Annotated in this window: 20 protein-coding genes; 8 read left to right on the forward strand and 12 right to left on the reverse strand. The window is 70.8% G+C overall.

Annotated elements, in window-relative coordinates:
• Positions 1-26: 26 nt before the first annotated feature.
• The gene (gene yicI / locus ACFVYE_RS08030; protein ID WP_389604623.1) at positions 27-2306 is read left to right on the forward strand and encodes an alpha-xylosidase; all 2280 of its coding nucleotides are present in this window, start codon (positions 27-29) and stop codon (positions 2304-2306) included.
• Positions 2307-2376: 70 nt separating this feature from the next.
• Here yicI and ACFVYE_RS08035 read toward each other — a convergent pair whose 3' ends face one another.
• From ACFVYE_RS08035 to ACFVYE_RS08055, 5 genes are all read right to left on the reverse strand, one after another.
• Positions 2377-2913, reverse strand: a complete 537-nt coding sequence (locus ACFVYE_RS08035; RefSeq protein WP_389604625.1) for a DUF4232 domain-containing protein — start codon at positions 2911-2913, stop codon at positions 2377-2379.
• Positions 2914-3092: 179 nt separating this feature from the next.
• On the reverse strand, positions 3093-3674 hold the full coding sequence (locus ACFVYE_RS08040; protein WP_389604627.1) for a hypothetical protein: 582 nt from the start codon (positions 3672-3674) through the stop codon (positions 3093-3095).
• 120 nt (positions 3675-3794) lie between these two features.
• The gene (locus ACFVYE_RS08045; protein WP_389604629.1) at positions 3795-5162 is read right to left on the reverse strand and encodes a cytochrome P450; all 1368 of its coding nucleotides are present in this window, start codon (positions 5160-5162) and stop codon (positions 3795-3797) included.
• A 254-nt stretch (positions 5163-5416) separates the two neighbouring features.
• Positions 5417-6256 carry a hypothetical protein gene (locus ACFVYE_RS08050; protein ID WP_383969279.1) on the reverse strand — a complete coding sequence of 280 codons (840 nt, stop codon included), beginning with the start codon at positions 6254-6256 and terminating at the stop codon, positions 5417-5419.
• Complete coding sequence (locus tag ACFVYE_RS08055) at positions 6256-7533, reverse strand: VWA domain-containing protein (protein ID WP_389604632.1); 1278 nt, start codon at positions 7531-7533, stop codon at positions 6256-6258. The genes ACFVYE_RS08050 and ACFVYE_RS08055 overlap by 1 nt, the downstream gene beginning before the upstream one ends.
• A gap of 183 nt (positions 7534-7716) precedes the next feature.
• On the opposite strand from ACFVYE_RS08055, the gene ACFVYE_RS08060 reads away from it, so the two are divergent.
• Positions 7717-8709: a hypothetical protein gene (locus tag ACFVYE_RS08060; RefSeq protein ID WP_389604634.1), complete on the forward strand. Its 993-nt coding sequence runs from the start codon at positions 7717-7719 to the stop codon at positions 8707-8709.
• 270 nt (positions 8710-8979) lie between these two features.
• Here ACFVYE_RS08060 and xylB read toward each other — a convergent pair whose 3' ends face one another.
• Positions 8980-10461, reverse strand: coding sequence for a xylulokinase (gene xylB, locus ACFVYE_RS08065; RefSeq protein WP_389604636.1), 1482 nt, complete (start codon positions 10459-10461; stop codon positions 8980-8982).
• 298 nt (positions 10462-10759) lie between these two features.
• On the opposite strand from xylB, the gene xylA reads away from it, so the two are divergent.
• Positions 10760-11929, forward strand: a complete 1170-nt coding sequence (gene xylA, locus ACFVYE_RS08070; protein WP_383969268.1) for a xylose isomerase — start codon at positions 10760-10762, stop codon at positions 11927-11929.
• A gap of 237 nt (positions 11930-12166) precedes the next feature.
• On the opposite strand, the gene ACFVYE_RS08075 is transcribed toward xylA, so the two are convergent.
• The 4 genes from ACFVYE_RS08075 to ACFVYE_RS08090 form a co-directional block, all read right to left on the reverse strand.
• Positions 12167-13408, reverse strand: coding sequence for an ROK family protein (locus tag ACFVYE_RS08075; RefSeq protein WP_383969265.1), 1242 nt, complete (start codon positions 13406-13408; stop codon positions 12167-12169).
• A 200-nt stretch (positions 13409-13608) separates the two neighbouring features.
• Positions 13609-14253 (reverse strand): DUF305 domain-containing protein, encoded by a 645-nt coding sequence (locus ACFVYE_RS08080; RefSeq protein WP_383969262.1) that lies wholly within the window; start codon positions 14251-14253, stop codon positions 13609-13611.
• Positions 14250-14900 (reverse strand): DUF3105 domain-containing protein, encoded by a 651-nt coding sequence (locus ACFVYE_RS08085; protein ID WP_389604639.1) that lies wholly within the window; start codon positions 14898-14900, stop codon positions 14250-14252. Before ACFVYE_RS08085 ends, ACFVYE_RS08080 begins: the two co-directional genes overlap by 4 nt.
• Positions 14901-14988: 88 nt before the next feature.
• Positions 14989-15447: a hypothetical protein gene (locus ACFVYE_RS08090; RefSeq protein WP_383969256.1), complete on the reverse strand. Its 459-nt coding sequence runs from the start codon at positions 15445-15447 to the stop codon at positions 14989-14991.
• Positions 15448-15549: 102 nt separating this feature from the next.
• On the opposite strand from ACFVYE_RS08090, the gene ACFVYE_RS08095 reads away from it, so the two are divergent.
• Both ACFVYE_RS08095 and ACFVYE_RS08100 read left to right on the forward strand, forming a co-directional pair.
• Positions 15550-16482, forward strand: coding sequence for a phospholipid scramblase-related protein (locus ACFVYE_RS08095; protein ID WP_389604641.1), 933 nt, complete (start codon positions 15550-15552; stop codon positions 16480-16482).
• Between the two features lie 94 nt (positions 16483-16576).
• Positions 16577-17185 (forward strand): GNAT family N-acetyltransferase, encoded by a 609-nt coding sequence (locus ACFVYE_RS08100; RefSeq protein WP_389604643.1) that lies wholly within the window; start codon positions 16577-16579, stop codon positions 17183-17185.
• Positions 17186-17234: 49 nt separating this feature from the next.
• On the opposite strand, the gene pcaB is transcribed toward ACFVYE_RS08100, so the two are convergent.
• Both pcaB and ACFVYE_RS08110 read right to left on the reverse strand, forming a co-directional pair.
• Positions 17235-18605 carry a 3-carboxy-cis,cis-muconate cycloisomerase gene (gene pcaB, locus ACFVYE_RS08105; protein WP_389604645.1) on the reverse strand — a complete coding sequence of 457 codons (1371 nt, stop codon included), beginning with the start codon at positions 18603-18605 and terminating at the stop codon, positions 17235-17237.
• Positions 18606-18868: 263 nt separating this feature from the next.
• Positions 18869-19636 carry a VOC family protein gene (locus ACFVYE_RS08110; RefSeq protein ID WP_383969245.1) on the reverse strand — a complete coding sequence of 256 codons (768 nt, stop codon included), beginning with the start codon at positions 19634-19636 and terminating at the stop codon, positions 18869-18871.
• 148 nt (positions 19637-19784) lie between these two features.
• On the opposite strand from ACFVYE_RS08110, the gene ACFVYE_RS08115 reads away from it, so the two are divergent.
• From ACFVYE_RS08115 to thrS, 3 genes are all read left to right on the forward strand, one after another.
• Positions 19785-21506 carry an FUSC family protein gene (locus ACFVYE_RS08115; protein WP_383969242.1) on the forward strand — a complete coding sequence of 574 codons (1722 nt, stop codon included), beginning with the start codon at positions 19785-19787 and terminating at the stop codon, positions 21504-21506.
• Positions 21503-22009: a MarR family winged helix-turn-helix transcriptional regulator gene (locus ACFVYE_RS08120; RefSeq protein WP_383053569.1), complete on the forward strand. Its 507-nt coding sequence runs from the start codon at positions 21503-21505 to the stop codon at positions 22007-22009. Before ACFVYE_RS08115 ends, ACFVYE_RS08120 begins: the two co-directional genes overlap by 4 nt.
• A gap of 270 nt (positions 22010-22279) precedes the next feature.
• Entirely contained in the window at positions 22280-23494 is a 1215-nt protein-coding gene (gene thrS, locus ACFVYE_RS08125) for a threonine--tRNA ligase (RefSeq protein ID WP_383969239.1), read from the forward strand.
• Positions 23495-23779 lie beyond the last annotated feature (285 nt).

Genomic DNA, 23779 nt, shown 5'->3' on the forward strand with positions numbered 1-23779 from the left:
CCAGTTGCCCCCGGCAAGGAGTCCTCATGAAGTTCACCGACGGCTTCTGGCTCATGCGTGAGGGCGTCCGCGCCTGTTACGCCACCGAGATCCGTGATCTGCGCGTCGGCTCCGACCGGTTCACCGCCTACGCGGCGGTCAAGCACGTCGCCGGGCGGGGCGACACCCTCAACACCCCACTGATCACCGTCGAATGCTTCTCCCCGGCCGAGGGAATCATCGGCGTACGCACCACACACCACGCCGGAAAGGCCCAGCACGGACCGGACTTCGCCCTCCCCGGACTCGACCCCGCAGCCGCCGGTGCGCACACCCGCAGGGACGGCGCGATCACCGAACTGACCAGCGGCCCACTGACGTTGCGCATCGACGGCGAAGGTCCGTGGGGGATGACGTTCCTCGACGGCGAGGGCCGCCGCCTCACCGGTGTCGACGCCAAGGGAACCGCCTTCGCCGCCACCCCGGACGGCGCTCACCACATGATCGCCCAACTGGCCCTGGACGTGGGGGAGAACATCTACGGCCTCGGCGAACGCTTCACCCCGTACGTCAAGAACGGCCAGACCGTCGACATCTGGCAGGCCGACGGCGGCACGAGCAGCGAGCAGGCGTACAAGAACATCCCGTTCTACCTCTCGTCCCGCGGTTACGGCGTCTTCGTCAACCACCCGGGGAAGGTCTCCTTCGAGATCGGCTCCGAGTCGGTCGGACAGGTGCAATTCAGCGTCGAGGACCAGTCGTTGGAGTACTGCATAGTCGCCGGACCCACCCCGAAGGACGTTCTCGCCCGCTACACCGCGCTGACCGGCCGCCCGGCGCTGCCGCCGGCCTGGTCGTTCGGCCTCTGGCTGACCACGTCCTTCTGCACCTCGTACGACGAGGAAACGGTCACCTCGTTCGTCGACGGAATGGCCGAACGTCACATCCCGCTCAGTGTGTTCCACTTCGACTGCTTCTGGATGCGCGAGTACCAGTGGTCGGACTTCGAGTGGGATCCGGACGTCTTTCCCGATCCCGAAGGCATGCTGGCCCGGCTCAAGGAACGCGGCCTGCGCATCAGCATGTGGATCAACCCGTACATCGCCCAGAAGTCCCCGCTGTTCGCGGAAGGAGCCGAACACGGCTATCTGGTGAAGCGGGTGAACGGTGACATATGGCAGTGGGATCTTTGGCAGCCCGGCATGGCACTCGTCGACTTCACCAACCCCGCCGCCCGCGACTGGTACAGCAGCAAACTGCGCGTCCTGCTCGACCAGGGTGTGGACTCGTTCAAGACGGACTTCGGCGAGCGCGTTCCCACCGACGTGGTGTGGCACGACGGCTCGGACCCGGAGCGCATGCACAACTACTACGCGCAGATCTACAACCGCACGGTCTTCGAACTCCTGGAGAAGGAGCGCGGGCACGGCGAGGCGGTGCTCTTCGCCCGCTCGGCCACCGCGGGCGGCCAGCAGTTCCCCGTCCACTGGGGCGGCGACTGCTTCGCATCGTTCACCGCGATGGCCGAGTCACTGCGCGGTGGCCTGTCGCTGAGCCTGTCCGGCTTCGGCTTCTGGAGCCATGACATCGGAGGCTTCGAAGGCACCCCCGACCCGGCCGTCTTCAAGCGATGGCTCGCCTTCGGCCTGATGTCCTCGCACAGCCGGCTGCACGGCAATGTGTCGTACCGCGTGCCGTGGGCATTCGGTGAGGAAGCGGTCGACGTCGCCCGCAGATTCACACTGCTCAAGCACCGGCTGATGCCCTACCTGTACGGGGCGGCGGCCGAGGCGCACCGCACCGGCACCCCGGTGATGCGCCCCATGCTGCTGGAATTCCCGGACGACCCGACCACCCGGATGCTGGACCGCCAGTACATGCTCGGCCCCGACCTGCTGGTCGCCCCGGTCTTCACCGAGGACGGCCAGGTCGAGTTCTATGTCCCGGCGGGGACCTGGACGTCCCTGCTGACCGGTGAGCCGATCACCGGCCCTGCCTGGCGCCATGAGACCCATGGCTTCGACAGCCTCCCGATCCTGGTCCGCCCCGGCGCGGTCCTTCCCTGGGGCGCCGACGACCAGCGCCCGGACGGCGACTGGCTGGACGGCCTCACCCTGCGCGCCTTCGGCCCGGCGGCCACGACCACGACCACTGAAACACTGGTCACGGTGCCGGACACGACGGGCGCGCCCGCAGTGACATTTCATGTTGTACGGGACGGGACCGCCGTGCAGGTGACAGCCGAGGGCATGGACCGCCCGTACCGCGTGATCCTTGAGGACACCGGGGCGGCAGGGGAGGGGGTGGGGACGGTGCGGGTGGGGTGAGAGCACGGCCGGGCTTCCCACGGACCGCTTCGGGGCGAACGGTCGCCCGCCCCCGCCCCCGCCCTGCCCATCAGCCCAGTGCGTCAGCCAAGGCGCTGTCGGCCGCGGCGCGCGACTCCTGCCACAGCGTGGTGACCGGCACCCACACATGGACCCCCCTGGGCATGCCCACGGTGGCCGCCCGGAAGGTGACGCCCAGGTGGGAAGGGTCGGCCGATACGGACAGGCTGCCGACGATGTGTCCTTCGGTTGCTGCCGGGTCCGCCGTGCGGACGGCGGCGTACGCTCGCTCGCCCCGCGAGAGGACGTAGGGCCCGCTCTCGGCAGGCGGCACGGTCTCGGCGGAGCCGTCCAGGCCCCTGAAGGTGATCGTCGGGATGCGGTCCACGACGCAGGCCCGGTCGCCGTGGTTGGTGACACTGATACGGGCGACGTTCCGTTGCCCGCCGGGTGCGGCATGCACATCGAGGGCCTTCTCCGGACAGGTTCCGGGGCGGCTCACGGTTCCGGCGGATGCGGTGCCGGTCGCGGCCGACGCTGTGGTGGCGGTCGGCGTCAGTGCGGCTGCGACGGTGAGAGCGGAGGCGAGAGCGGAGCGGAGAGGCATGGTGTTTCTCCCGTTGGATCGACAGCCTGCGGATGCGGCCGGACGGCCCGGCGGCCGGTGAGGCCGACATCGCCAGTGTGACCGGTATGCCCCGACCTCCGCGACAGATCAGACATATCGGTTCGATATATCTGGCGACGAGATGGAGCCCGGGGCCTCGTGACTGCGGGGCGGTAGTGCTACGCCGTCTCGGCCGAGCCGTCCTGTGCCGTACGACTGCGGACGCGAAGGACAAGAGCGGTCACGATCAGTGCCCCCGTGACGAGCGCCGACAGAAGGGCCACGGCCCAGACCCACGCATAGTGCTCATAGGCCCAACCGCCCGTTCGGGCATGGTGCTCACGGCTCGGTCCCATCATCTCCACACATGCCGTGCCGAGCAGCATCAGCAGTGCGAAACAGAGGACCGCAATGCCGATCCCGACCGCTGAACGGGCCTTCTCGGCTGCCTGGTTCAGCTTGCCGAGAGATATCGCCCCGACGGTGAACGCCACCGGTATCAGCGCACCGACTGCCACGGCGAAGCCGTAACCCCCGCCCGGGAAACTGTCGCGTGCCCACCTCCACAGGCCGGGGCCGCCGAGCGTGGACCCGATGGCCGGGACGACGATGCCGAGGACTACCGCCACCATGCACCCGCAGCCGAAGACGGTGTCCCGGCGCCGGCCGGACGGGGCGTCGGCCTTGCGCGACGGGCGCGCGGTGTGCGTCAGCGAGCCGGACGCCGCCCTACGCCTGCGGGGCTTCCTGGAACCGCCCACGGTGTCATCCTCCTCGGCCGGGGAACGCGCCGACGGCGGTGGCCTACGGCGGTTCGGGTCGCAGCAGCCTACGGGGCGAGGGTGCGGGAGAACGCCGCGGCCACCCCACCCCGTACGCCGCTACCGCGGCCGGACCGTCGCCATCACTTCGCGGTCCGGCTGCAGCGTCAGCGTCGGTACGGGATTGACAATGCCCGGGTCCACCTCCAGTTCGAAACGGCGTGCCAGCACAGCCAGGATCAGCACCGCCTCGACCATCGCGAACCGTGTGCCCAGACAGACCCGGGGGCCGCCGCCGAACGGGAACCAGGCGTACTCCGCGATGTCGTCGCCCTCCTGTGGATCCCAGCGCTCGGGACGGAATTCCTCCGGCTCGGGAAACCACCGCTCGTCGCGGTGCGTCGCCCACTGACTGGTCCACACCCTGGTGCCCTCCGGCATCGGCACACCGCCGATCCGTGCACCCTTCTTGGCGACGCCGGTGACGAGCCAGATCGTCGGGTAGAGGCGCAGGGTCTCCTTGACCACCGACTGGGTGTACGTCAGCCGGGCATAGTCGTCGAACTCCGGCTCACGGTCGCCGAGTACCCGGTCCAGTTCCTCGGTGAGCGCGGCGCGCGTCCGCGGATTGCGGGACAGCAGAAACCAGGCCCACACCAGAGTGGAGCTGGTCGTTTCGTGCCCACCGATGTACAGGGTGACCGTCTCGTCGCGTATCTCCTGGTCCGTGAGGTGCGCACCCGTCTCGTCGACCGCGGTCAGTAGCCGGCTCAGCAGATCGGGGCGATCGGCCCCGCCGTCGCGGTGACGGGCGACGACCCGGCCCACCTCGGCGTCGATGACCGCGGCGGCCCTCCTGACCCTGGCCCGGCCAGGTGTCGGCACCCAGTCGGGCAACAGCGCGCCGATACCGGCGAACTCCTTGCCGATCTCCTGCTGCGCCACATCCATCGCCCGCCCCATCGCTTCGGCGTCGGCCGGGGTGTCGACGCCGAAGATCGTACGGACCGCGATCTTCTGCGTCAGTGCCGCCATCTCGCGCTTGATGTCGATGCGTTCACCGCCGGACCAGGTGTCCGCCAGCTCCACCGTGCTGCCCGCCATCGTCGCCGCGTACGACCGCACCTGCTTGGGGCGTACGGAAGGCTGCACCAGCGACCGCTTCCGCCGCCAGTCCCTACCGCGGGCGACCACAACGCCGTTGCCCAACACGGTCCGGAACGCGATACCGAGTGCGGGCTGGTCGAAGGTGCGTTCCGTCTCGGTGAGCAGCTCGCCTATGCACTCCGGATCGGCTATGTACACACACGGGTTGGGGCCGAATCGCCAGCCGACCATGTCGCCGTGACCACGCAGTAGCTCGAAGAAGGCAAGGGGATTCTTTCCGAACTGTGGCAGGTTCCCGAGAAACGGCAGCCCCTTCGGGCCCGGCACGATCGTGTGGCCTCGCGGCTCGGCATCGACGGCCGGGCCGGTCTCCGTGGACATGAAAGTCTCCGCTCCCTTGTGGCGCATCCGACTTGGTGCGCAGCGACCTGACTTCAGCAGTACCGCACGGCGTGGAAGGTGTCATCGGCCTTGTGCGGTACGTGAGTTGTCGAGGGTAGCGGCCGCCGTGCCGAGAACGTACGGGCAGCTGGGCGGTCGACGGGATCTGTCCGCCGTCGCCGGACGGGCCCGGGCCATCGGCCCGTCCGGCGGTGCGGTCCGGTGGGCTCGTGGTCCGGAGCCCGTTGTGCGGGTCAGACGCCCGGCGGGACCCGGGACGGGCGGCCGTTGCCGCGGGTGAGGGAGTAGCCGAAGACGGCCGCGAGCGCACCCAGTACTCCGCCGCCGACCGTCCACAGCCAGCGGTCGGTCCACCAGCCGGAGGCCCAGCCGTCCTCCGGCTCGCTGCCGGGAGCGACCTCGGCCGACGCGTCGTCGCCACTCGCGGTCGAGGAGTCCGAGGCCCGCTCGACGGAGGACACACCGGGGACCAGCGGCTCGGCGAGCGTGCCGTCCACATCCCCGGCGCCGCCCTTGTCGGCCGCCGTCACCTCGACCTCGGTCTGCACAGGCAGACCGAGGTCCGCCGAGGGCAGGTCGACGACCGTGAGGCGTACGTAGTAGCTGCCCGGCAGCGGGTCGTTGGCCCACGGCTCGGACCAGGCGCGGACAGTGCGCAGCACGCAGGTCAGCTCGACGGTCGACGTGTCGGCCGCCGCCTTCCCGGTCTGGCGGCCGTACATGCAGGCCTGGCGGCGTCGCAGCCCGTCGTACACATCGACCTGCCAGGTCGACGCGCCGTGCCGGGTGGCGCTCTCCGGCAGGGTGATCTTCGCCTTGACGGTGGCCCGCTGGCCCGCGTCGGCGGGGAACACCCAGTACAGGTAGTCACCCGTGGACGCCCCGGCGGTGGCGCGCTGGTTCTGCTGGACCGCAGTGGCCGTACGGAAGGTGGTGCCTGCCTCGGTGGGGCCGGACCCGCCGTCCGAGGCGCTCGGGCTCGCCGACGGGCCGTCGGCCGCGGCGGCGCCCGCAGAGGTCAGCAGGGCGAGGCCGGTCAGCAGCGCACCCGCGAGTAGACGTGTCGTACGCATCAGTTGGTCCTCCAGACGGCGATACGCCAGCGCGAGATCCAGCCGGTCAGCAGACCCGCGACCAGTCCGGTGAGAACCAGTACGCCCAGCAGCCACCAGCCGCGGCCGAGACCGAACGCGGCGGCATCGGCCGCGTCGTCCGGGGCGTCCACCAGGTCCACGGTCAGTTCGAGGGGCATGCCCGGCGCGGTCTTCACCGAGGCGGGGGCCGAGTAGGAGTTGCCGACCTGGAGGCACACGGTCTCGGCGGCGGGCTTGTCGGCGTTGTCCGTGTCGTCCTGCTCGGGCTTCGGGTAGCGCAGGCCGGAGGAGATCGCATCGGTGCGGCCGGTGCCCGACTCCGAACCCCGGACGATTTCCCGGCCGTGTACGGTCACCGCCCGCAGCAGCACGCCGTAGTCATTGTTCACGGCACGGTCCGCGAAGACGCTCACCGAGGTGCGCAGCTCCTGACCGGGCAGCACATCCACCCGGTACCAGCGGTGCTCGCCGAACTTCTCCCGGTCGGTGTACAGACCCGCCTTGAGCTGTGGCGCCGTGGAGCAGCGGTCCGCGCCCTCCGTCGCCACCGGTGTGACGACGGGCTCGGCGGCCCGGTCGACCAACTGCTTGACACGGCCGGAGAGTTCATCGGTGTGCTGGACGGCGGTGTAGGTGCCGCCGGTGGCCTCGGCGATACAGGTCAGCTGCTCGCGGATCTTCGCGTTCGGCACCAGGCCCAGTGTGTCGATGACGAGGTGGATGCCACGGGCTGCAATGTCACGTGCCACCTCGCACGGGTCGAGCGGGCCGCAGGTGTCCTCGCCGTCGCTGATCAGCACGATCCGGCGGGTGGAGTCGCCGCCTTCGAGGTCGTCGGCGGCGCCCAGCAGGGCCGGGCCGATCGGGGTCCAGCCGGTGGGGGCCAGGGTGGCGACGGCGGTCTTCGCCTCGGTGCGGTCCAGTGGGCCGACCGGGTAGAGCTGCTTGGTGTCCTTGCAGCCGACCTTCCGGTCATTGCCCGGGTAGTCGGCGCCGAGCGTCCGGATGCCGAGCTCCACCTGCTCGGGCACCGCGTCCAGGACCTCGTTGAACGCCTGCTTCGCCGCGGCCATCCGGGACTGGCCGTCGATGTCACGGGTCCGCATGGAGCCACTGACGTCGAGCACCAGCTCGACCTTGGGGGAGGCTTTGGTGGGGGTTTCATCAGCTGCGGCGGGGAGCGCCGAACCGAGCCCGGCGGTCAGGGTGGCGAGCAGGATGCCCACCCCGACCGTCAGCCTTCTTCTTATGATCATCGCCGGATACTAGTGAAGATCGCTTCGCTTCCCCAAACCGGTCCGGCGACGGCCGGGGGCCGTCGCCCGGGCTGTTCGCGGGGAAGTGACAGGGGGAAGTGACAGCCGGTCAGCGCCCCGCGGGTTGTACCGTCTCCCGGGCCCGTGTACGGCGAGTCACCGTTGGGGCATAGCCTCTTGTGCATGCTCCGCACCACTCCGCCTCGCCCGGTCGATGTCACCATGCACTTCCCCCAGCTCGCACCACTGGCCCGCACCGCTGTAAGGCTGCACCCCCGCGTCGGCGCCCCGGCGACGTCGGACAGTTCGATCGGCGGTCCGCTGCTGTGGCCGGCGAGTGAAGCGTGGCCCACCTGTCCGGAGCACGACGGCCCCTGGCAACACGGTATGGCGCCCGAGGACGTCCGGCTGCGGCGACGGATTCTCGCCGAGGCATGGCGCCGGCCCAAGGAGGAAGGCGCCGACCTGCTGAGCACGGAAGAGCGCACGACAGTCGACCGCATCGGCAAAAGCCGGCGGATCTCCCAGGACGGCCCGGTCCCGATGGTGCCGGTGGCTCAGCTCTACGCCTCGGACGTGCCCGATCTGCCGCGCCCGGACGGCGCTGATCTGCTGCAGCTGCTGTGGTGCCCGTTCGACCACGACGAGGACTACCTGCCCCGGACCGAACTTCGCTGGCGGACCACCGCCGACGTCACCGACCCGCTCGGCGCCGCCCCGCAGCCGTCGGTGATCGGCAACGTCGACTACCTGCCTGAACCGTGCGTCCTGCACCCCGAGAAGGTCACCGAGTTCCCGGCCCCGCATGAGCTGCGAGAGGAGCTGGCGGAGCGGATCGAGGCCTGGGAGGACCAGCACGACTTCGACTACCAGTACGACCTCGGCGTTGCCCCGGGCTGCAAGGTCGGCGGCCATGCTCCGTGGAGCTTCTCCGACCCGTTCCCCATGGTCTGCGCCGAGTGCGGCTCGGACGTCCGGCCGCTGCTCACCATTGACGGCAGCGAGTGGGACGGCGGCAGCGGGAGTTGGCGACCGGTCGAGGACGGCGACTACACCGGCCTGCACTTCCTCGGCCCGGCCAATGCCACGCAGCTCAACATCGGCCGTGGCTACAGCCTGCAGCTGTACGTGTGCACGGATTCCTACGACCACCCGCACGTGCAGAACATGCAGTGACATGGCGCATGCACCGTCGAAGTCGCCCAGGGCCACGACGCCCACCAGAATTTCGGAACCCTCGCGCGAAGGACCTGCCGCCCGCCGTTGTACCGAAACCCCTGACGGTCAGGTGTGACAGTCGACCCGACACGACCAAGCCGGTCGCGAAGTTGACGTGGTGAACGGACACGACATCTTCTCTGCCCGTAGCGGCACGCGCCGGGGTTGAAGCCCGAGCTCGGGCGTGCAGGGCCGTGCAGCGGCCAGGGCGTGTCGGGTGTACGGGTGTCAGGCCCTGCCCAGCAGTGGGCCCGCGGCCCGCTCCAGCGCCGAGCCGACCCGCTCCCAGGTTGCCGAGTCCCGCTGGACGGCGGGCAGTTGGGTGTCCTCACCGGTGTTCCAACCGGTGGCGATCGCGACCGGGTCCTTGCCGGTTGCCGCGGCGGCGGCCAGCGCGGCCGCACCCAGGGCCACCAGTTCGCCGCTCCCGGGCACGATCACCGGCCGGCCTGAGAGCCGCCGTACCGTCTCCACCCAGGTGCGCCCCTGGGCGCCGCCGCCGATCAGGCGCAGCGGCCGGCCGGCCACCTCGGGGTCGGCCGGGTCGAGGCCGCAGGCCCGCAGGAGTTCGTCGAGGGCGCGCAGCACGGTGAAGACCGCGCCCTCGTAGGCGGCGCCCAGGAGTTGCTGCGGGGTGGTGTCGTGCCGCAGCCCGGTGAGCAGGCCGGAGGCGGTGGGCAGATCGGGGGTGCGTTCGCCGTCGAGGTAGGGGAGGAGCACCGCCTCGCCGCCGGGGGCCGCGTCGTCGCGCTCCAGGCCGAGCAGTGCGGCGACCTTGTCCACGGCGAGCGTGCAGTTGAGGGTGCAGGCCAGCGGGAGGTACGTACCGTCCGCAGCGGCGAAGCCGGAGAGTGCCGTCGACGCGGGCCGTGTCCGGGAGGCGGCGAAGACCGTCCCCGAGGTGCCGAGGCTGAGGACGGGATGGTCCAGCAGTCCGGCGCCGCCCAGTCCGAGGCCGACGGCGGCGCTCATGTTGTCCCCGGTGCCCGCGGCCACGGCGATTCCGTCCGGCAGGCCGAGCGCGGCGGCCGCTTCGGCGCTCAGCGAACCGATTCTGGTCGCGCCGGTCTCGGCCACCTCGGGCAGCAACGCGGCGTCCAGACCGAGGAGTTCGAGGAGTTCGGGGTCGTACGCACCGGTCGCGGTGGAGTACCAGCCGGTGCCCGAGGCGTCACCGGGGTCGGTGGCGGCGGTGTCTGCGAGGCGTTCGGTCAGGAAGTCGTGGGGGAGGCGTACGGCCGCGGCCGCGGCGGCGTTCTCCGGTTCGTTCTCCCGCAGCCACTGCCACTTCGTTGCGGTGATGGAGGCCACCGGCACGGATCCGGTCCGCGCGGTCCAGGCCTCGGCCCCGCCCAGTGCCGCGGTGAGGGTGGCGGCCTGCGGGGCGGAGCGGGTGTCGTTCCACAGCATCGCGGGGCGCAGTGGACGCCCCGTCCGGTCGAGGACGACCAGCCCGTGCTGCTGCCCCGCGACCGCGATACCGGTCACGGCGGAGGCGGCGACGCCGGACTCCTTCAGGCCGGCGGCGACGGCGTCGCACAGCGCCTGCCACCACACCTCCGGGTCGCTCTCGCGGGCACCCGCCTCGCCGGTGACGGCATGCGGTGCCCGGCCGACAGCGAGCAGCCGGCCGGTTCCGGCATCGACGAAGGCGGCTTTGGTGGACTGGGTGGAGCTGTCCACACCGATGACGACGGTACGCGGCGGCATGGGTGACCTCATTCCTGTGCTGCGGGCAGATGACTGCGGGGAGACGGATGCAGCGAGACGGCTGCGGGGCGTGCATCGCTTCGGAGTGTGGTTGCTGGGTGGAACCACGGAAATTTGATCGTACGGAAAACAAATTACGCGATCGATCCCGCCCGGAACAGTGATCCCTCCGAACTTCTGGCTATGGGGGGTTACGTGCCGGACGTGCTCGGTGCATGATTAGTCATGACAGTAAACAAATAGGGTTCGGCCACCTCGACCGGTCATGGAACCCGACAGCACTGAAGGCGGCCAGACGATGACGGAACGCTTCACGCCCACGCCCGACGACAAGTTCACCTTCGGACTGTGGACGGTGGGCTGGCAGGGGCGCGACCCCTTCGGCGATGCGACCCGCACGGCGATCGACCCGGTCGACTCCGTGCAGCGGCTCGCGGAGCTCGGTGCATACGGTGTGACATTCCACGACGACGACCTGATCCCGTTCGGCTCGACGGACACCGAGCGCGAAGGGATCGTGAAGCGGTTCCGGCAGGCGCTGGACGCGGCCGGACTCGTCGTCCCCATGGCGACGACGAACCTCTTCACCCATCCGGTGTTCAAGGACGGCGCGTTCACCGCCAACGACCGGGACGTACGCCGTTACGCCCTGCGCAAGACGCTGCGCAACATCGACCTCGCCGTCGAGCTCGGCGCCACCACCTATGTGGCCTGGGGCGGCCGCGAGGGCTCCGAGTCCGGCGCCGCCAAGGACATCCGGGTCGCCCTCGACCGGATGAAGGAAGCCTTCGACCTGCTCGGCGATTACGTCACCGAGCAGGGGTACGACCTGAAGTTCGCCATCGAGCCCAAGCCGAACGAGCCGCGCGGCGACATCCTGCTGCCGACCATCGGTCACGCCCTCGCCTTCATCGAGCGTCTGGAGCGCCCGGAGCTCGTCGGCGTCAACCCGGAGACCGGGCACGAGCAGATGGCCGGGCTGAACTTCCCGCACGGCATCGCGCAGGCACTCTGGGCGGGCAAGCTCTTCCACATCGACCTGAACGGTCAGTCCGGCATCAAGTACGACCAGGACCTACGCTTCGGCGCGGGTGACCTGCGCCAGGCGTTCTGGCTCGTCGACCTGCTGGAGACGGCGGGCTACCAGGGCCCGCGGCACTTCGACTTCAAGCCGCCGCGGACCGAGGACTACGACGGTGTCTGGGCCTCGGCCGCGGGCTGCATGCGCAACTACCTGATCCTCAAGGAGCGCGCCGCCGCCTTCCGCGCCGACCCCGCCGTGCAGGAGGCGCTGCGTGCGTCCCGGCTCGACGAGCTCGCCCGCCCCACCGCCGAGGACGGCGTGGCCGGGCTGCTGGCCGACCGGTCGGCGTTCGAGGAGTTCGACGTGAACGCGGCGGCGGAACGAGGCATGGCGTTCGAGGCCCTGGACCAGCTGGCGATGGACCACCTGCTCGGGGTCCGCTGATCCCGGCCCGCAGCGGCGCGGCGCCACGGGTGTGGGCCGGACATCAGTTGTCCGGCCCACACCCGTTCGCGTTCGCGTGGAGCGTCCGACGGTCCGCCTGTACCCCGTGAGGGCGGATCGGCCGATTGTCCGGTCCGTGCCCGGCCCGCGCCCGTGCGGGCAAAGCAGCCGGTTGTCCGGTCCGTGCCCGTGCGGGCGGATCGGCCGCCTGCCCGGGCCCGTACGCACAGGGGCGGATCAGCCGGTTTCCCGGCCGTCCGCGTAGGCCACCGGGTCGGCCAGTACCCCCGTCATCACCAGCGCCGCAGCGCCCCGAGCCGCGTCACCCGCCACGGACGAGGCGCGCAGACGGCGGCTCCCGGGGGTCCAGAGCCCGGACACCACCCGGCCGGTCAGCTCCTCGTCGGCGGGCGGTGACAGCCACGGCATCAGGTTCCGGTATATCCCGCCGAGCACCACCGCGTCCGGGTCGAGCAGATTCACCGTCCCGGACAGCACCCGCCCCAGCATCCGGCCGGCCTCCGCGACAGCGGCCACCGCCTGCTCGTCCCCGGCCCGGGCGCGCCGTTCCAGCTCGGCCACCCCGGAGCCGCTGCCGGACTCCTGGATCCCGGCGGCCCGCAACAGCGCCGTCTGTCCCGCGTACTGCTCCAGACAGCCGCGCGATCCGCACCGGCACTGCGGTCCCTGTGCGTCCACCACCACATGCCCGATCTCCCCGGCGAACCCGTGTGCCCCGCGCAGGAGTTCACCGTCGATGACCAGGGCACCACCGACGCCGATCTCGCCCGTCAGATAGAGGAAACTACGGACCGTGCCGAGTCCGCCGAACCAGAGCTCGGCGAGCGCCGCCAGATTGGCCTCGTTCTCCGAACTCACCGGCAGCGCCTGGCGACCGGGTCGCTCGGCGGCGAGCGAAGCGGCGAAGAGTTCCTCGGCCGGAACCTGATTCCAGCCCAGGTTGGGCGCCTGGCGAACCGCACCGCCGGAGACCAGACCGGGCAGGGCGAGCGCCACGCCGACCGGGAACAGTTCCTGCTCGCGCGCCGACTCCAGGGTGCGCGCCGCGATCCCGGCCGCCCGCGCCAGCACCTCCGCGGGCGGCGCGCCGCGGTTGTCGAGGTGCTCGGTGAGCCGTACCCGGCCGGTGCCCGCCAGATCGACGACACATACCGACACATAGTCGATGTTGACCTCCACACCGAGCCCGGCAGGCCCCGTGCGCGCCACTTTGAGCGCGGTCCCGGGGCGACCCGCCTGCCCGCTGAAGGTCTTGCCGGACTCGGTGAGGAACCCGATGTCGATGAGTTGCTCGACGAGCGAGGACACCGCGGCCCGGGTCAGCCCCACCCGCGCGGCGACCCCGGCCCTGGTCGCCTCGCCCTCGTCACGGACGGCCCGCAGCACCAGACTGAGGTTGCTCCGGCGTACGGTGTCCTTGTCGGCCTTGGGCCCCAGCGGTGTGAGGTTGCTCTTCATGTTGGATCCGAGCCTATGCGATCCCTTGTGCGATCAGTCCTGTGAGCTGGTGAGCTTCTGCGACCGGCAAGCCCTGAGGCCGTTCGCCGTGTCATCGCCGGGGCGGCCCGTTCGCAGGAGAAGGAACCTGCCGCGAACGGGCCGCCGGTGAGGGCGGACTTCGTGCACGCGCCCGCACGGGCCGTCGGAACGTACGGAGCTCAGGCCGTCGAACCGCGCTCCTTGAGCATGTCCGCCATGAGCTTGATCTCGGACTGCTGGCCCCGGACCATGCCCGCCGCCAGATTCCTGATCTCATCGGTCCCGGCCGCGGCGGCCGCCGCCTGTGCCATCTCCGCACCGGCGCGGTGGTGCGCGGTCATCAGCTTCAGGAACAGCACCTCGGCGTCCTTGCCCTTTGCCGCCCGCAGTGCGTCGAGTTCGGTGTCGGTCGCCATGCCCGGCATCAGCGAACCGTCGCCCCTGGGCGTGACGGTGTGCCCCATCCACTCCATGGGAGGTGCGCCGGACGACTTCGCCCGGCCCCACATCTCCAGCCAGCCGAGCATCATGCCGCGCTGATTGGCCTGGGTGTTGATGATGTCGTACGCGAGCCGGCGTACTGCCACGCCGGACGTACGGTCCCGCACGATGAACGACATCTCGACCGCCTGCTGATGGTGGATCGACATGTCGCGCGCGAACCCGACATCGGCGGAGGTGTCCGAGGGTGCTGCCGCCGGTGCGGCGGAGCCCGCGGAGGACGACGGCCGTACGAGCATCAGCGCGACCAGGCCCAGCGCCAGCAGCAGCACCACACCGCCCGCCATCATCATCGGGCGCGAGGAGCGGATCGCGGACGTCACCGGGCGATCCCGCCGGTGCAGGCCGCGCCCGGCTCCGGGGTCTGCGGACCCTGCACGTACTTGGTGAAGAACTGCGCCACGCGTGCGTCGGTGGCACTCGTCACCGTCACCTGCTTGCCCCAGGCGTTGAGCATGAGCGGGGCGGCCTGGTCCTCGACCGGGCTCATCAGGGAGTAGGTCGTTGCCTCGACCCGCTCGCCCAGTTTCTTGATGTCGGCCGGCTTCGCCTTGCTCGTGTAGGTGACCCAGACCGCGCCGTGCTCAAGGGAGTGGACGGCGTTCTCCTTCGGTATCGCCTTGGTGTAGACATCGGCGTCGCAGTTCATCCACACCGGGTTGTGATCGCCGCCGACCGGCGGGTTCATCGGGTAGTCGACCTTCTTCTCGACATGGTTCTGGGAGAGCTTGTCCCAGGTCCGCTCGCCCTGTACGGGCGAGGACTTGGCCTCCACCTCGGCCTCTTCCTTGTCGTTGGCGGCGGACATCAGGTAGCCGCCGCCCGCGACGAGTGCGGCGATCACGGCGACGGAGGCGGTGAGGGTGATGATGCGGCTGCGCCGCTCGCGGGCCCGCTCCTTGCGGCGGGCCTCCTCCAGCTTGGCGCGGCGCGCGGCGGCAGGGGTGTTCTGCTTCTTGGCGGAAGCCATGGAGAGTCGTCCTTCGGTTCAACAAGACTGACGGAGCTGAGGGCATGCGGGAGAACGTCCTCGGTGTCCCGAGGAACGGGCCCTGCCTCTAGATCCGTTGAACCTGCAGACGCAGATGGTCGACTTCCCGCACGGCGTCGTTGGACGGGCCGCGGATCGCGGCGGCGCCGGTGAGCGGGGCGACGGGGGCTGTGGCGGTCACGCCGGGAAGGGCCACGGGTGCGCTCTGGCCGGGCAGTACGACGGGTGTCGCATGCTCGGAGGTTCCGTGGCAGGAACTGCCCATGCCCCGGTCCTCAGGAGCATCGGCCACTACGGTCCGTACGACCACGGGATGCGCGGGCGTCATGGCCCGGGCGGCGGCTGCGGTACGGGTACCGGACTGATGCGAAACCGAGCCCGGGGCTGCCGTCCGGTGCGCGGACGAGTCCGCGGCCGCGACCGAACAGCACGAGACCATGGCGAGCAGTACGAACAGCCAGCCGAGAACGGCCGACGCGTGGGCGCTCTGCCGTCGTCGGTGCGTCCGTTCGCTCAGCCTGTTCATCCCTGCCATCCTACGTGGTGTGTGAAGTTTCAACGAGGGGTGCATGCTGTGGATGCACGGGATGTGGCCTCTGTTGTCGGAGGGGCGGGATAGTGTGCCCCGGTGACAACGCACTCGAACGTATCTGCGGGCTGGTATCCGGATCCGCACGGCGCTCCCCAGCTGCTGCGCTATTGGGACGGTTCCCGGTGGACCGAGCACACCAACCCGGCCGGTGGGCAGCAGCCCCAGGCCGCGGCCCAGGCGCAGGCGACCGCTCAGCCGCAGGCTCAGGTGCCGCAGCAGCAGGGCGCCCCGCAGCATCAGCAGGCCGCTTCTGCGCAGCAGGCCGTGTACCAGCAGGCAGGGGTGCCGTCCCAGCAGATCGCCCACCAGCAGCCCGGGGTTCCGCCGCAGCAGGCGGCCCAGCCCCAGCAGGGGGGCGTTCCCGGCGCCGGCTCGCTCTTCAATCAGCAGGTCCTGGTCGTGAACCAGAAGGCCAAGCTGATCGAGGTGACGAACGAGTACAGCGTCTTCGACCAGCACGGCAACACCGTCGGCTCGGTCGTCCAGGTCGGCCAGAGCGCCCTGCGCAAGGTCCTGCGCTTCCTGACCAGCATCGACCAGTACCTGACCCACCGCCTCGAGATCCGTGACGCGTACGGTCAGCCGCAGCTCCTGCTGACCCGCCCGGCGAAGTTCATCAAGTCCAAGGTCATCGTGCAGCGCCCCGACGGGCAGCCGGTCGGCGAGATCGTCCAGCAGAACGCCATCGGCAAGATCAACTTCGCGATCATGGCGGAGGGCCGGCAGATCGGCGCGATCAAGGCGGAGAACTGGCGCGCCTGGAACTTCGCGATCGTCGACCACAACGACGCGGAGATAGCCCGGATCACCAAGACCTGGGAAGGCCTCGCGAAGACGCTGTTCACCACGGCGGACAACTATGTGCTGCAGATCCACTACCAGCTGCCCGAGCCGCTGCTGAGCCTCGTCGTCGCAACGGCGCTGACCGTGGACACCGCTCTCAAGCAGGACGCCCGCGGCCTCGGCTGACGCGGATACGCAAAAGCCCCCTTGCGCGATCTTCCGCACAAGGGGGCTCTCGTGTACCGCCGGAACGGGTTCGGCCCCGTGCGATGATGCGCCCATGCCGTACTTGGTGCCGCCCCATATCCCTCCGGGGCGCCTCGCGGACTCCGTACAGCCCGCTCTGCCGGTCGCCGACGACCTGCTCCTGCGGCCGTGGCGGTACGCGGACGCACCGGCCGTACTCGCGGCCTTCGCCGACCCGGTCATCCAGCGCTGGCACCTGCGCCGGGCCGACTCCGAGGACGAGGCGCGCGACTGGATCGACCAGTGGCGGAGCGCCTGGTACTGCGAGACCGGAGCCCACTGGGCCGTCGTCCGCCCCGCAAGCGCGGCCGACCGAGCCGAGGAAGTGCTCGGCCGGGTCGCACTCCGCTCCCTGACGCCGGCCATCGGTCACGCCGAATGTGCCTACTGGACGCTGCCGGCCGCCCGCGGACGCGGCGTCGCCCCTCGAGCGGTCTCGGTGCTGGCGCGCTGGGCCTTCGACGAGATCGGGTTCGAGCGCCTCGAACTCGCCCACTCCGTGCTGAACGAGGCGTCCTGCCGAGTGGCGGCCAAAGCGGGCTTCGCCATGGAGGGCACCAGGCGCCGGGGCCATCTGCATGCCGACGGCTGGCACGACATGCACGTCCATGCCCGGATCCGCGGGGACGACGTCCCTCGTTGACCGGTGTGGCGGATGAGCGGCGCCACCGGGAATCGGACGGCGAGTGCGGTCATCCGCGGTCCAGCGCACGGTCGGTGAGGGCGCCTGCGCAGCCGGTGTACCGGGCGGGTTCGGTCAGGTCGGAAAGATCGAGACCGGCAAGTTCGGGCTCCTCGTCCAGCACATCGCCGAGGACATCGGCCAGATCCGTGGTCTCCGCACGGGCCCGGGCGGCGGCGCTCACCAGAACCTCCTTGGCGCGCTTGCGGCCGATGCGCTCGGCGAACACGGCGGCCAGCCGTTCCGTGACGATCAGCCCGTCGGTGAGCTGGAGATTCTCCCGCATGGCGTACGGGACGACGCGCAGTCCGTCGGTGAGTTCGGCGGCGTCGTACGCGGCCTGGCCGACGAGCCGCAGCAGTTCGCGCAGCGGCTCCCATTCGGCGTGCCACGACCCGGCCGGCCGCTCGTCCTCCGCTACGAGCGAGCCGTACAGTGTCGCCGCCAGGCCGGGGGCGCGGCGGGCGGCGGCGGCGATCAGCGTGGCGCGCACCGGGTTGGCCTTGTGCGGCATGGTGGACGAAACGCCGCCCTTTCCCTCGGTGACCTCGCCGATCTCGGTACGGGACAGGGTGAGCACATCGGCCGCCAGCTTGCCGAGCGCACCCGTCGTGAAGGCGAGCGCGCCCGCCAGATCGGCGATCGGGGTACGCAGACTGAGCCACGGCAACAGCGGTTCGGCCAGACCGAGTTCGTTCGCGAATGCCTGGAGCACGGTCAGCCCCCGGCCGTCGTCGTCGGCGATTTCGGCTTCGTCGACGGGCGCGAAGGTATTGAAGGCGGCCAACGTTCCTGCCGCGCCACCGAGTTGTGCGGGTAGCGATTCCCGTACGGCCGAGAGCCGGTCCCGTGCGTCGAGGATCAGTGCACGCCACCCTGCTGCCTTCAGCCCGAAGGTGGTCGGCACGGCGTGCTGGGTGAGCGTACGGCCGGCCATCGGGGTGTTGCGATGTGCGAGTGCGAGCCGTGCCACCGCCTCCGCGGACCGCGCCAGATCGTCGAGCACCTGTGCCAGTGCCCGGGCGGCGACCAGCATGGCGGCCGTGTCGAGGATGTCCTGGCTGGAGGCGCCCCGGTGCACGTACGGCCGGACGTCCTCCTCCACTGCGGCGACCAGGTCGAAGACCAGTGGGGTGACCGGATTGCCGCTCGCACGTGCGCGCAGCGCCACATCCCGCGCATCGAATCGGCTCGCGTCGGCCGCCGCCGCGGTCACCGCCCGCCCGGCCTCGGCAGGGGCGAGCCCGCAGACGGACTGGGCGCGGGTGAGCGCGGCCTCGGCGTCGAGCATCGCCTGCAGAAAGGCGTTGTCGCCGGTGGCCGTCTCGGCGGGTGAGCCGGCCCGCCCGGGGGCGAGCAGTCCGACATCGCTCTCGTACATCAGCTGAACTCCAGGAAGACCGTTCGCCGTCCCCCTGCGGGCGGATGCCGAACCGGTGGGTACGCGGGTCCGTGGGTGTCGCGATCAGTGTGGCCCGGCGCTCGGCGTCCAGCGACTCCAGAAGCGTGTCACCTGCCGGAACGGCGACCAAGGGGTACGGGACACCGCCCGGGGGCAGGGCCCGTACCACCCGATTGCCCGTCGGCGTCCGTCGGCGTCCGTCGGCATCCGGCCCGCCCGGCGTCCGGCTCCGACGACCGGACCTAGCCCTCGTCGCCCGCCCGGTGGATGCCGAACACCGCTCCCTGCGGATCTCGGACCACCGCGATCCGAGGTCCGTCCGGAACGCTCGTCGGGGGCATCAGCAGTTCGCCGCCCGCCCCCTGCGCGGTGGCCGCCGCCGCGTCGACGTCCGCCACGGCGAAGTACGGCAGCCAGTTGGGTGGCGCCTCCGGCGGGAACCTGTCGTCCATGATCAGCATGCCGCCGAAGTCCTCGCCGTCCACGCCCCACTGCGTGTAACTCTCCGAAGCGGTGTTCACCGTCCATCCGAAGACCGAGGGATAGAAAGCGAGCGACCGGTCGGCCTCCCGGGTGATGAGTTCGACCCAGCCGAGGGCGCCCGGGTCGTTCAGCCGCTCGGCGCCGGCGAAGGCGCGGCCCTGCCACAGCGAGAACACCGCACCGGACGGATCCGCGACCACCGCGAACCTGCCCTGGTCGAACACGTCCATCGGGCCGACCAGGAGCGAGCCGCCCGCCGACTTCACCTTCTCGACCGTGGCGTCCGTGTCCTCGCTGGCGAACGAGACCGTCCAGGCGGGCGGCTGTCCCGGCTGGTAGACCGGACTCAGTGCGGCCACTCGCGCATCTGCGAGGTGCGCCATGGTGTAGCCGCCCGCCTCCTCACGCGGATCGGTCTCCGAGCGCCAGCCGAAGAGTGCCGCGTAGAACGACTTGGCAGCCGGGATGTCGGGCGTGCTCAGCTCGATCCAGCAGGGACCGCTGGGCACCGGTTTGGTGAGCTTCATTCTGATTCCTTCGTGGATGCATCGAAATATGCCTGTCTGTCCTCGTGCGGTTGAACGCTAAGGGTTCGCGGAGGGGGCGGCCGTCAGTGCCGCGGCGTCGTCATCGAAGAAATTGTTTTACAGGTGTAATACCTGTTAAAGTATTTGAGTGAGCGATACAACCATCCGATTCCGGCAGCCCTCGGTCCGCAGACTCCCGCTGGCCGCCCCCCTGCGCCTCGCCCGGCCCTCGGACATGTGGTTCAAACCGGCGCTGAGCGTGGTCGTCGCCACCGCCGTACCGGATCTGCTGCTCTTCACCATCGACCGGCTCGACCTGGTGATGTACACGATGGCCGGCTCGCTCTGTGCGCTGTACGGCCACAACCTGCCGTACGCCCGCCGTGCCCGAGCCGTCGCCGGAGTCGTCGTCTCCATGGTCATCGGCATGGCGATATCCCTCGTCGCGGCCTCGCTCACCGGATCGACCGCCGTGCTGATCGCGGTGGGCGCACTGCTCGCCGCCGTACAGAAGATGCTGTGCGACGCCACTCGCATCGGCCCGCCCGGGCCGGTGATCTTCACGTTCGTGACCTCGGCCGCACTCTTCGCCCCTCAGCACCTCGGCCAGGTACCCGGCCACCTCGCGCTGACCCTGGCCGCGGGCGTGATCTCCTGGCTGGTCACGGTCGGCCCCGCGATGATCCGCAGGGAGGGTCCGGAACGCCGGGCGACCGCCCGCGCACTCGATGCGGCCGCGGCATACGTCACCGCCCCCGGCCACCGCACCCGGCGCGCCGCGGTCGCGGCCGTGCACGCGGCCTGGCAGGCGCTGCTCGCCGCCGGACGCCCCACGCCCGTGCGCCGGGCTCTCGAACGTCTCGTCGTCCACGCCGAGGCCGCCCTCGCCGGGGGCACCCACGGCGCTTCCCCGATCGCTCCCGCCGCCGCTGCTCCCGCCTCCGACCCCGAACGGCTCCGCGTCTGGGCCCGGCAGACCCGTGCCCGCGGACCCGTCCCCACTCCGCCACCCGCTCCCGGCACGTCCGACGAGTTGTTCGGCATCGACGCCGAACGGGCCGCCGGACGCACACGAAGCCGCCGCGACGCCCGCCGCGCACTGCTGCGCAGCCTCGCCCCGGGCTCCCCGCTGCTCCCCATCGGCGCCCGTGCGCTCATCGGCTGCGCCCTGGCCGGATATGTCTCCCAGGCGGCCGGCGTCGGCCGACCCTACTGGGCGATCGTCACGGCCGCCTCCCTGTACCAGGCCAATGTGACATTGTCCTGGAACCGGGCCCTCCAGCGGACCCTCGGCAATCTGCTCGGCGTCCTCGTCTTCGCCGCCGTCCTCCCGGTCAGCCGCACCGGACCGCTGGCCCTCATCGGCTTCTGCCTGTTCTTCGGCTTCGCGGCGGAGGCCCTGATCACCCGCAACTACTGGCTCGGCTCCATAGCCGTCACGCCGATGGCCTTGCTGGTCCTGGAGTTCGGCGGCACCCACCCGGCCGGTGAGCTCATCGGCGACCGGGTCCTGGACACTGTCATCGGCGCCGGGGTGGGCATCCTCGCCGCCATGCTGGTGACCAACCGCCGGGCCGCCGGACGCCTGGAAAAGGCCCTGGCCGCCACCGACCGGGCCCGCGCCCACGCCGTACACGCGCTCGCCGCCCCGCAGCCCACGCCCGCCGCCCTCGACGCCGCGCGCCGCAGGCTGACCGGATCGCTCGTCGAGCTGCGCGAGGCCGACGACACCGCAGCGGGCGAATGGTGGCAGCGCGCCCTGCCCCAGGAACAGGTCCTCGCGGCCGAGCAGGCCGGACACCGTACGCTCGCGGCGACAGCAACACGGCAGGGGCTGATCGCCCCCGCCCAGGAGAACGGAGCGGTGTGACCGACGACATCGTCGCCTCGGTGGTGCGGCAGTGGCAGGCCGTCAATCCGGAGCTGGACACCGGACCGATGGAACTCATCGGCCGTATCAACCGTTGCGCGGCTCTGCTCCAGCAGGCGGAGGACGCCCCGCTGCGCGCCGCCGGCCTGACCCGCGCCGAGTTCGACCTGCTCGGTGCCGTACGCCGTACCGACCGCGAACTCACCCCCGGCGAGCTGGCCAGGGAGACGTTCTCCTCCGGTGCCGCCGTCACGAAGCGTCTGCGGGTCCTTCAGGAGCGTGGGCTTGTCGACCGCCGCAGCGACGCCCGAGACCGCCGCGTCGCCCATGTCCGCCTCACCGAGGAGGGCCGCGACCTGGTCGACCGGCTGCTGCCCCGGCAGCTGGCGTACGAACGCATGGTGCTGTCCGGTCTCGACGAGCAGTCCCGTACCCGGCTCAGCACCCAGCTCAGCGAGTTGCTGGTGCAGCTGGAGGGACGCATCGGTGGCGCCCGGCGCTGAACCGGGGCCGGGACTCCGCCGGATTGGCCCGCGGCGGGACCGGCACCACCGCACCGCCGGGCAGCGCCGCAGGGCCAGCAGCGCCGGAGACAAATCCCGTGCGGACATCGGTACGTCGCTGCTAACGTCCGCCGTATGAAGCGCGCTGCCATGACGACGACGCCGGAGAGTGTCCCGGCGCGCTGACAGCTGTTCAGTCCGAAGCCCCGGGGCGAGTGCCCCGGGGCTTCGCTCTGCGGTCACTCGTCCGACGACCGCGAGGAGACCGTCATGAACGACCACCGCAAGCTCGGCCGTGAGCTGGACCTGTTCGACACCGACCCACTGATCGGCGCGGGACTGCCGTACTGGCTGCCCGACGGCGCAGCCGTGCGCCACACCCTGGAGGAGTACATCCGCACCGCCGAACGGCGGGCTGGCTACCGGCACGTGTACTCGCCGGTGCTCGGCAAGCGGGAGCTGTACGAGATCTCCGGGCACTGGTCGCACTACAGCGACGACATGTTCCCGCCGATGGACCTGGGCGGGGAGCAGGTCGTGCTGCGGCCCAGCCTGTGTCCGCACCACGCGGTCATCTACCGCTCCCGCTCCCACAGCTACCGCGAACTGCCGCTGCGCATGGCCGAGCTGGGCGGCATGTACCGCTCCGAACTCTCCGGAGTGCTCGGCGGACTGACCCGCGTGAGGGCCATCCAGCTGAACGACGCGCACATCTTCTGCACCCTGGACCAGGTGGCCGAGGAAGCGCAGGCCGCGCTGGAGCTGATCCGCCGGGCGTACCGGGCGCTGGGCGTGAGCCCGGCCCGCTACCGGCTCTCCCTTCCGGGACCCGGCGGGAAGTACGTCGCCGACCCCGAGATGTGGCAGCGGTCCGCCGCCCTGCTGACCGAGGTCCTCGACCGCTCCGGCCTGCCCTACGAGGCGGCCGAGGGAGAGGCCGCGTTCTACGGCCCGAAGATCGATGTCCAGGTCACCGACAGTGCGGGCAGGGAGTCCACCCTGTCGACCGTCCAGGTCGACTTCCACCAGCCGGCCCGGTTCGACCTGCACTACATCGGCCCGGACGGCGCGAAACACCGGCCGGTCATGATCCACCGCAGCATCATCGGCAGCGTGGAGCGAGCCGTCGCCCACCTCATCGAGGAACACGGCGGGGCCTTCCCCGCCTGGCTCGCCCCCACCCAGCTGGCGATCCTCCCGGTCTTTGAAGCCGAGCTGCCGAATGCCGAGGCGCTCGCCCGGCGGTGCACCGGTCTCGGGCTGCGGGCCGAGATCGCAGGACCGGAACGCGGCACCCTGGGTGCCCGCATCCGGGAAGCCCGCCTGGTGCCCTACCAAGCCGTCATCGGTGCCAGGGAAGCCGCCGACGACCATGTCGCCCTGCGCCTGCGCGACGGACGCCGGCACGATCCACAGTCCGCCGACGACGTCCTCGCCCGCATCGTCGCCCTGGTGGACGCCCACAGCACCGACCTCTGGGACTAGGGGCGGGCGCCGGCCCCGGAGCAGGCCCTCGGGCGGCCTGTTCCGGGCGCCTGCTCACCCGTGGATGCGCGGCCAGGATCAGCACACACACTACGGAGGCGGCCGGCGTGAACTCGTTCATCGCCCGCGCCATCCCCTGGTACGTCACCAGCAGTCCGGCAGCGACGGCCGGCAGCCCGAGACCCGCCTACACGATCGTGCAGAACGTCGCGAGCACCGTCCCGCGCGACTCGGGAGCCTCGGCGGCCACCGCGGCGTGCCGGATGGTCATGGGTGGTGGTTCGG

The sequence above is a fragment of the Streptomyces sp. NPDC058239 genome (assembly GCF_042882185.1).
In the GTDB taxonomy this organism is placed as follows: domain Bacteria; phylum Actinomycetota; class Actinomycetes; order Streptomycetales; family Streptomycetaceae; genus Streptomyces.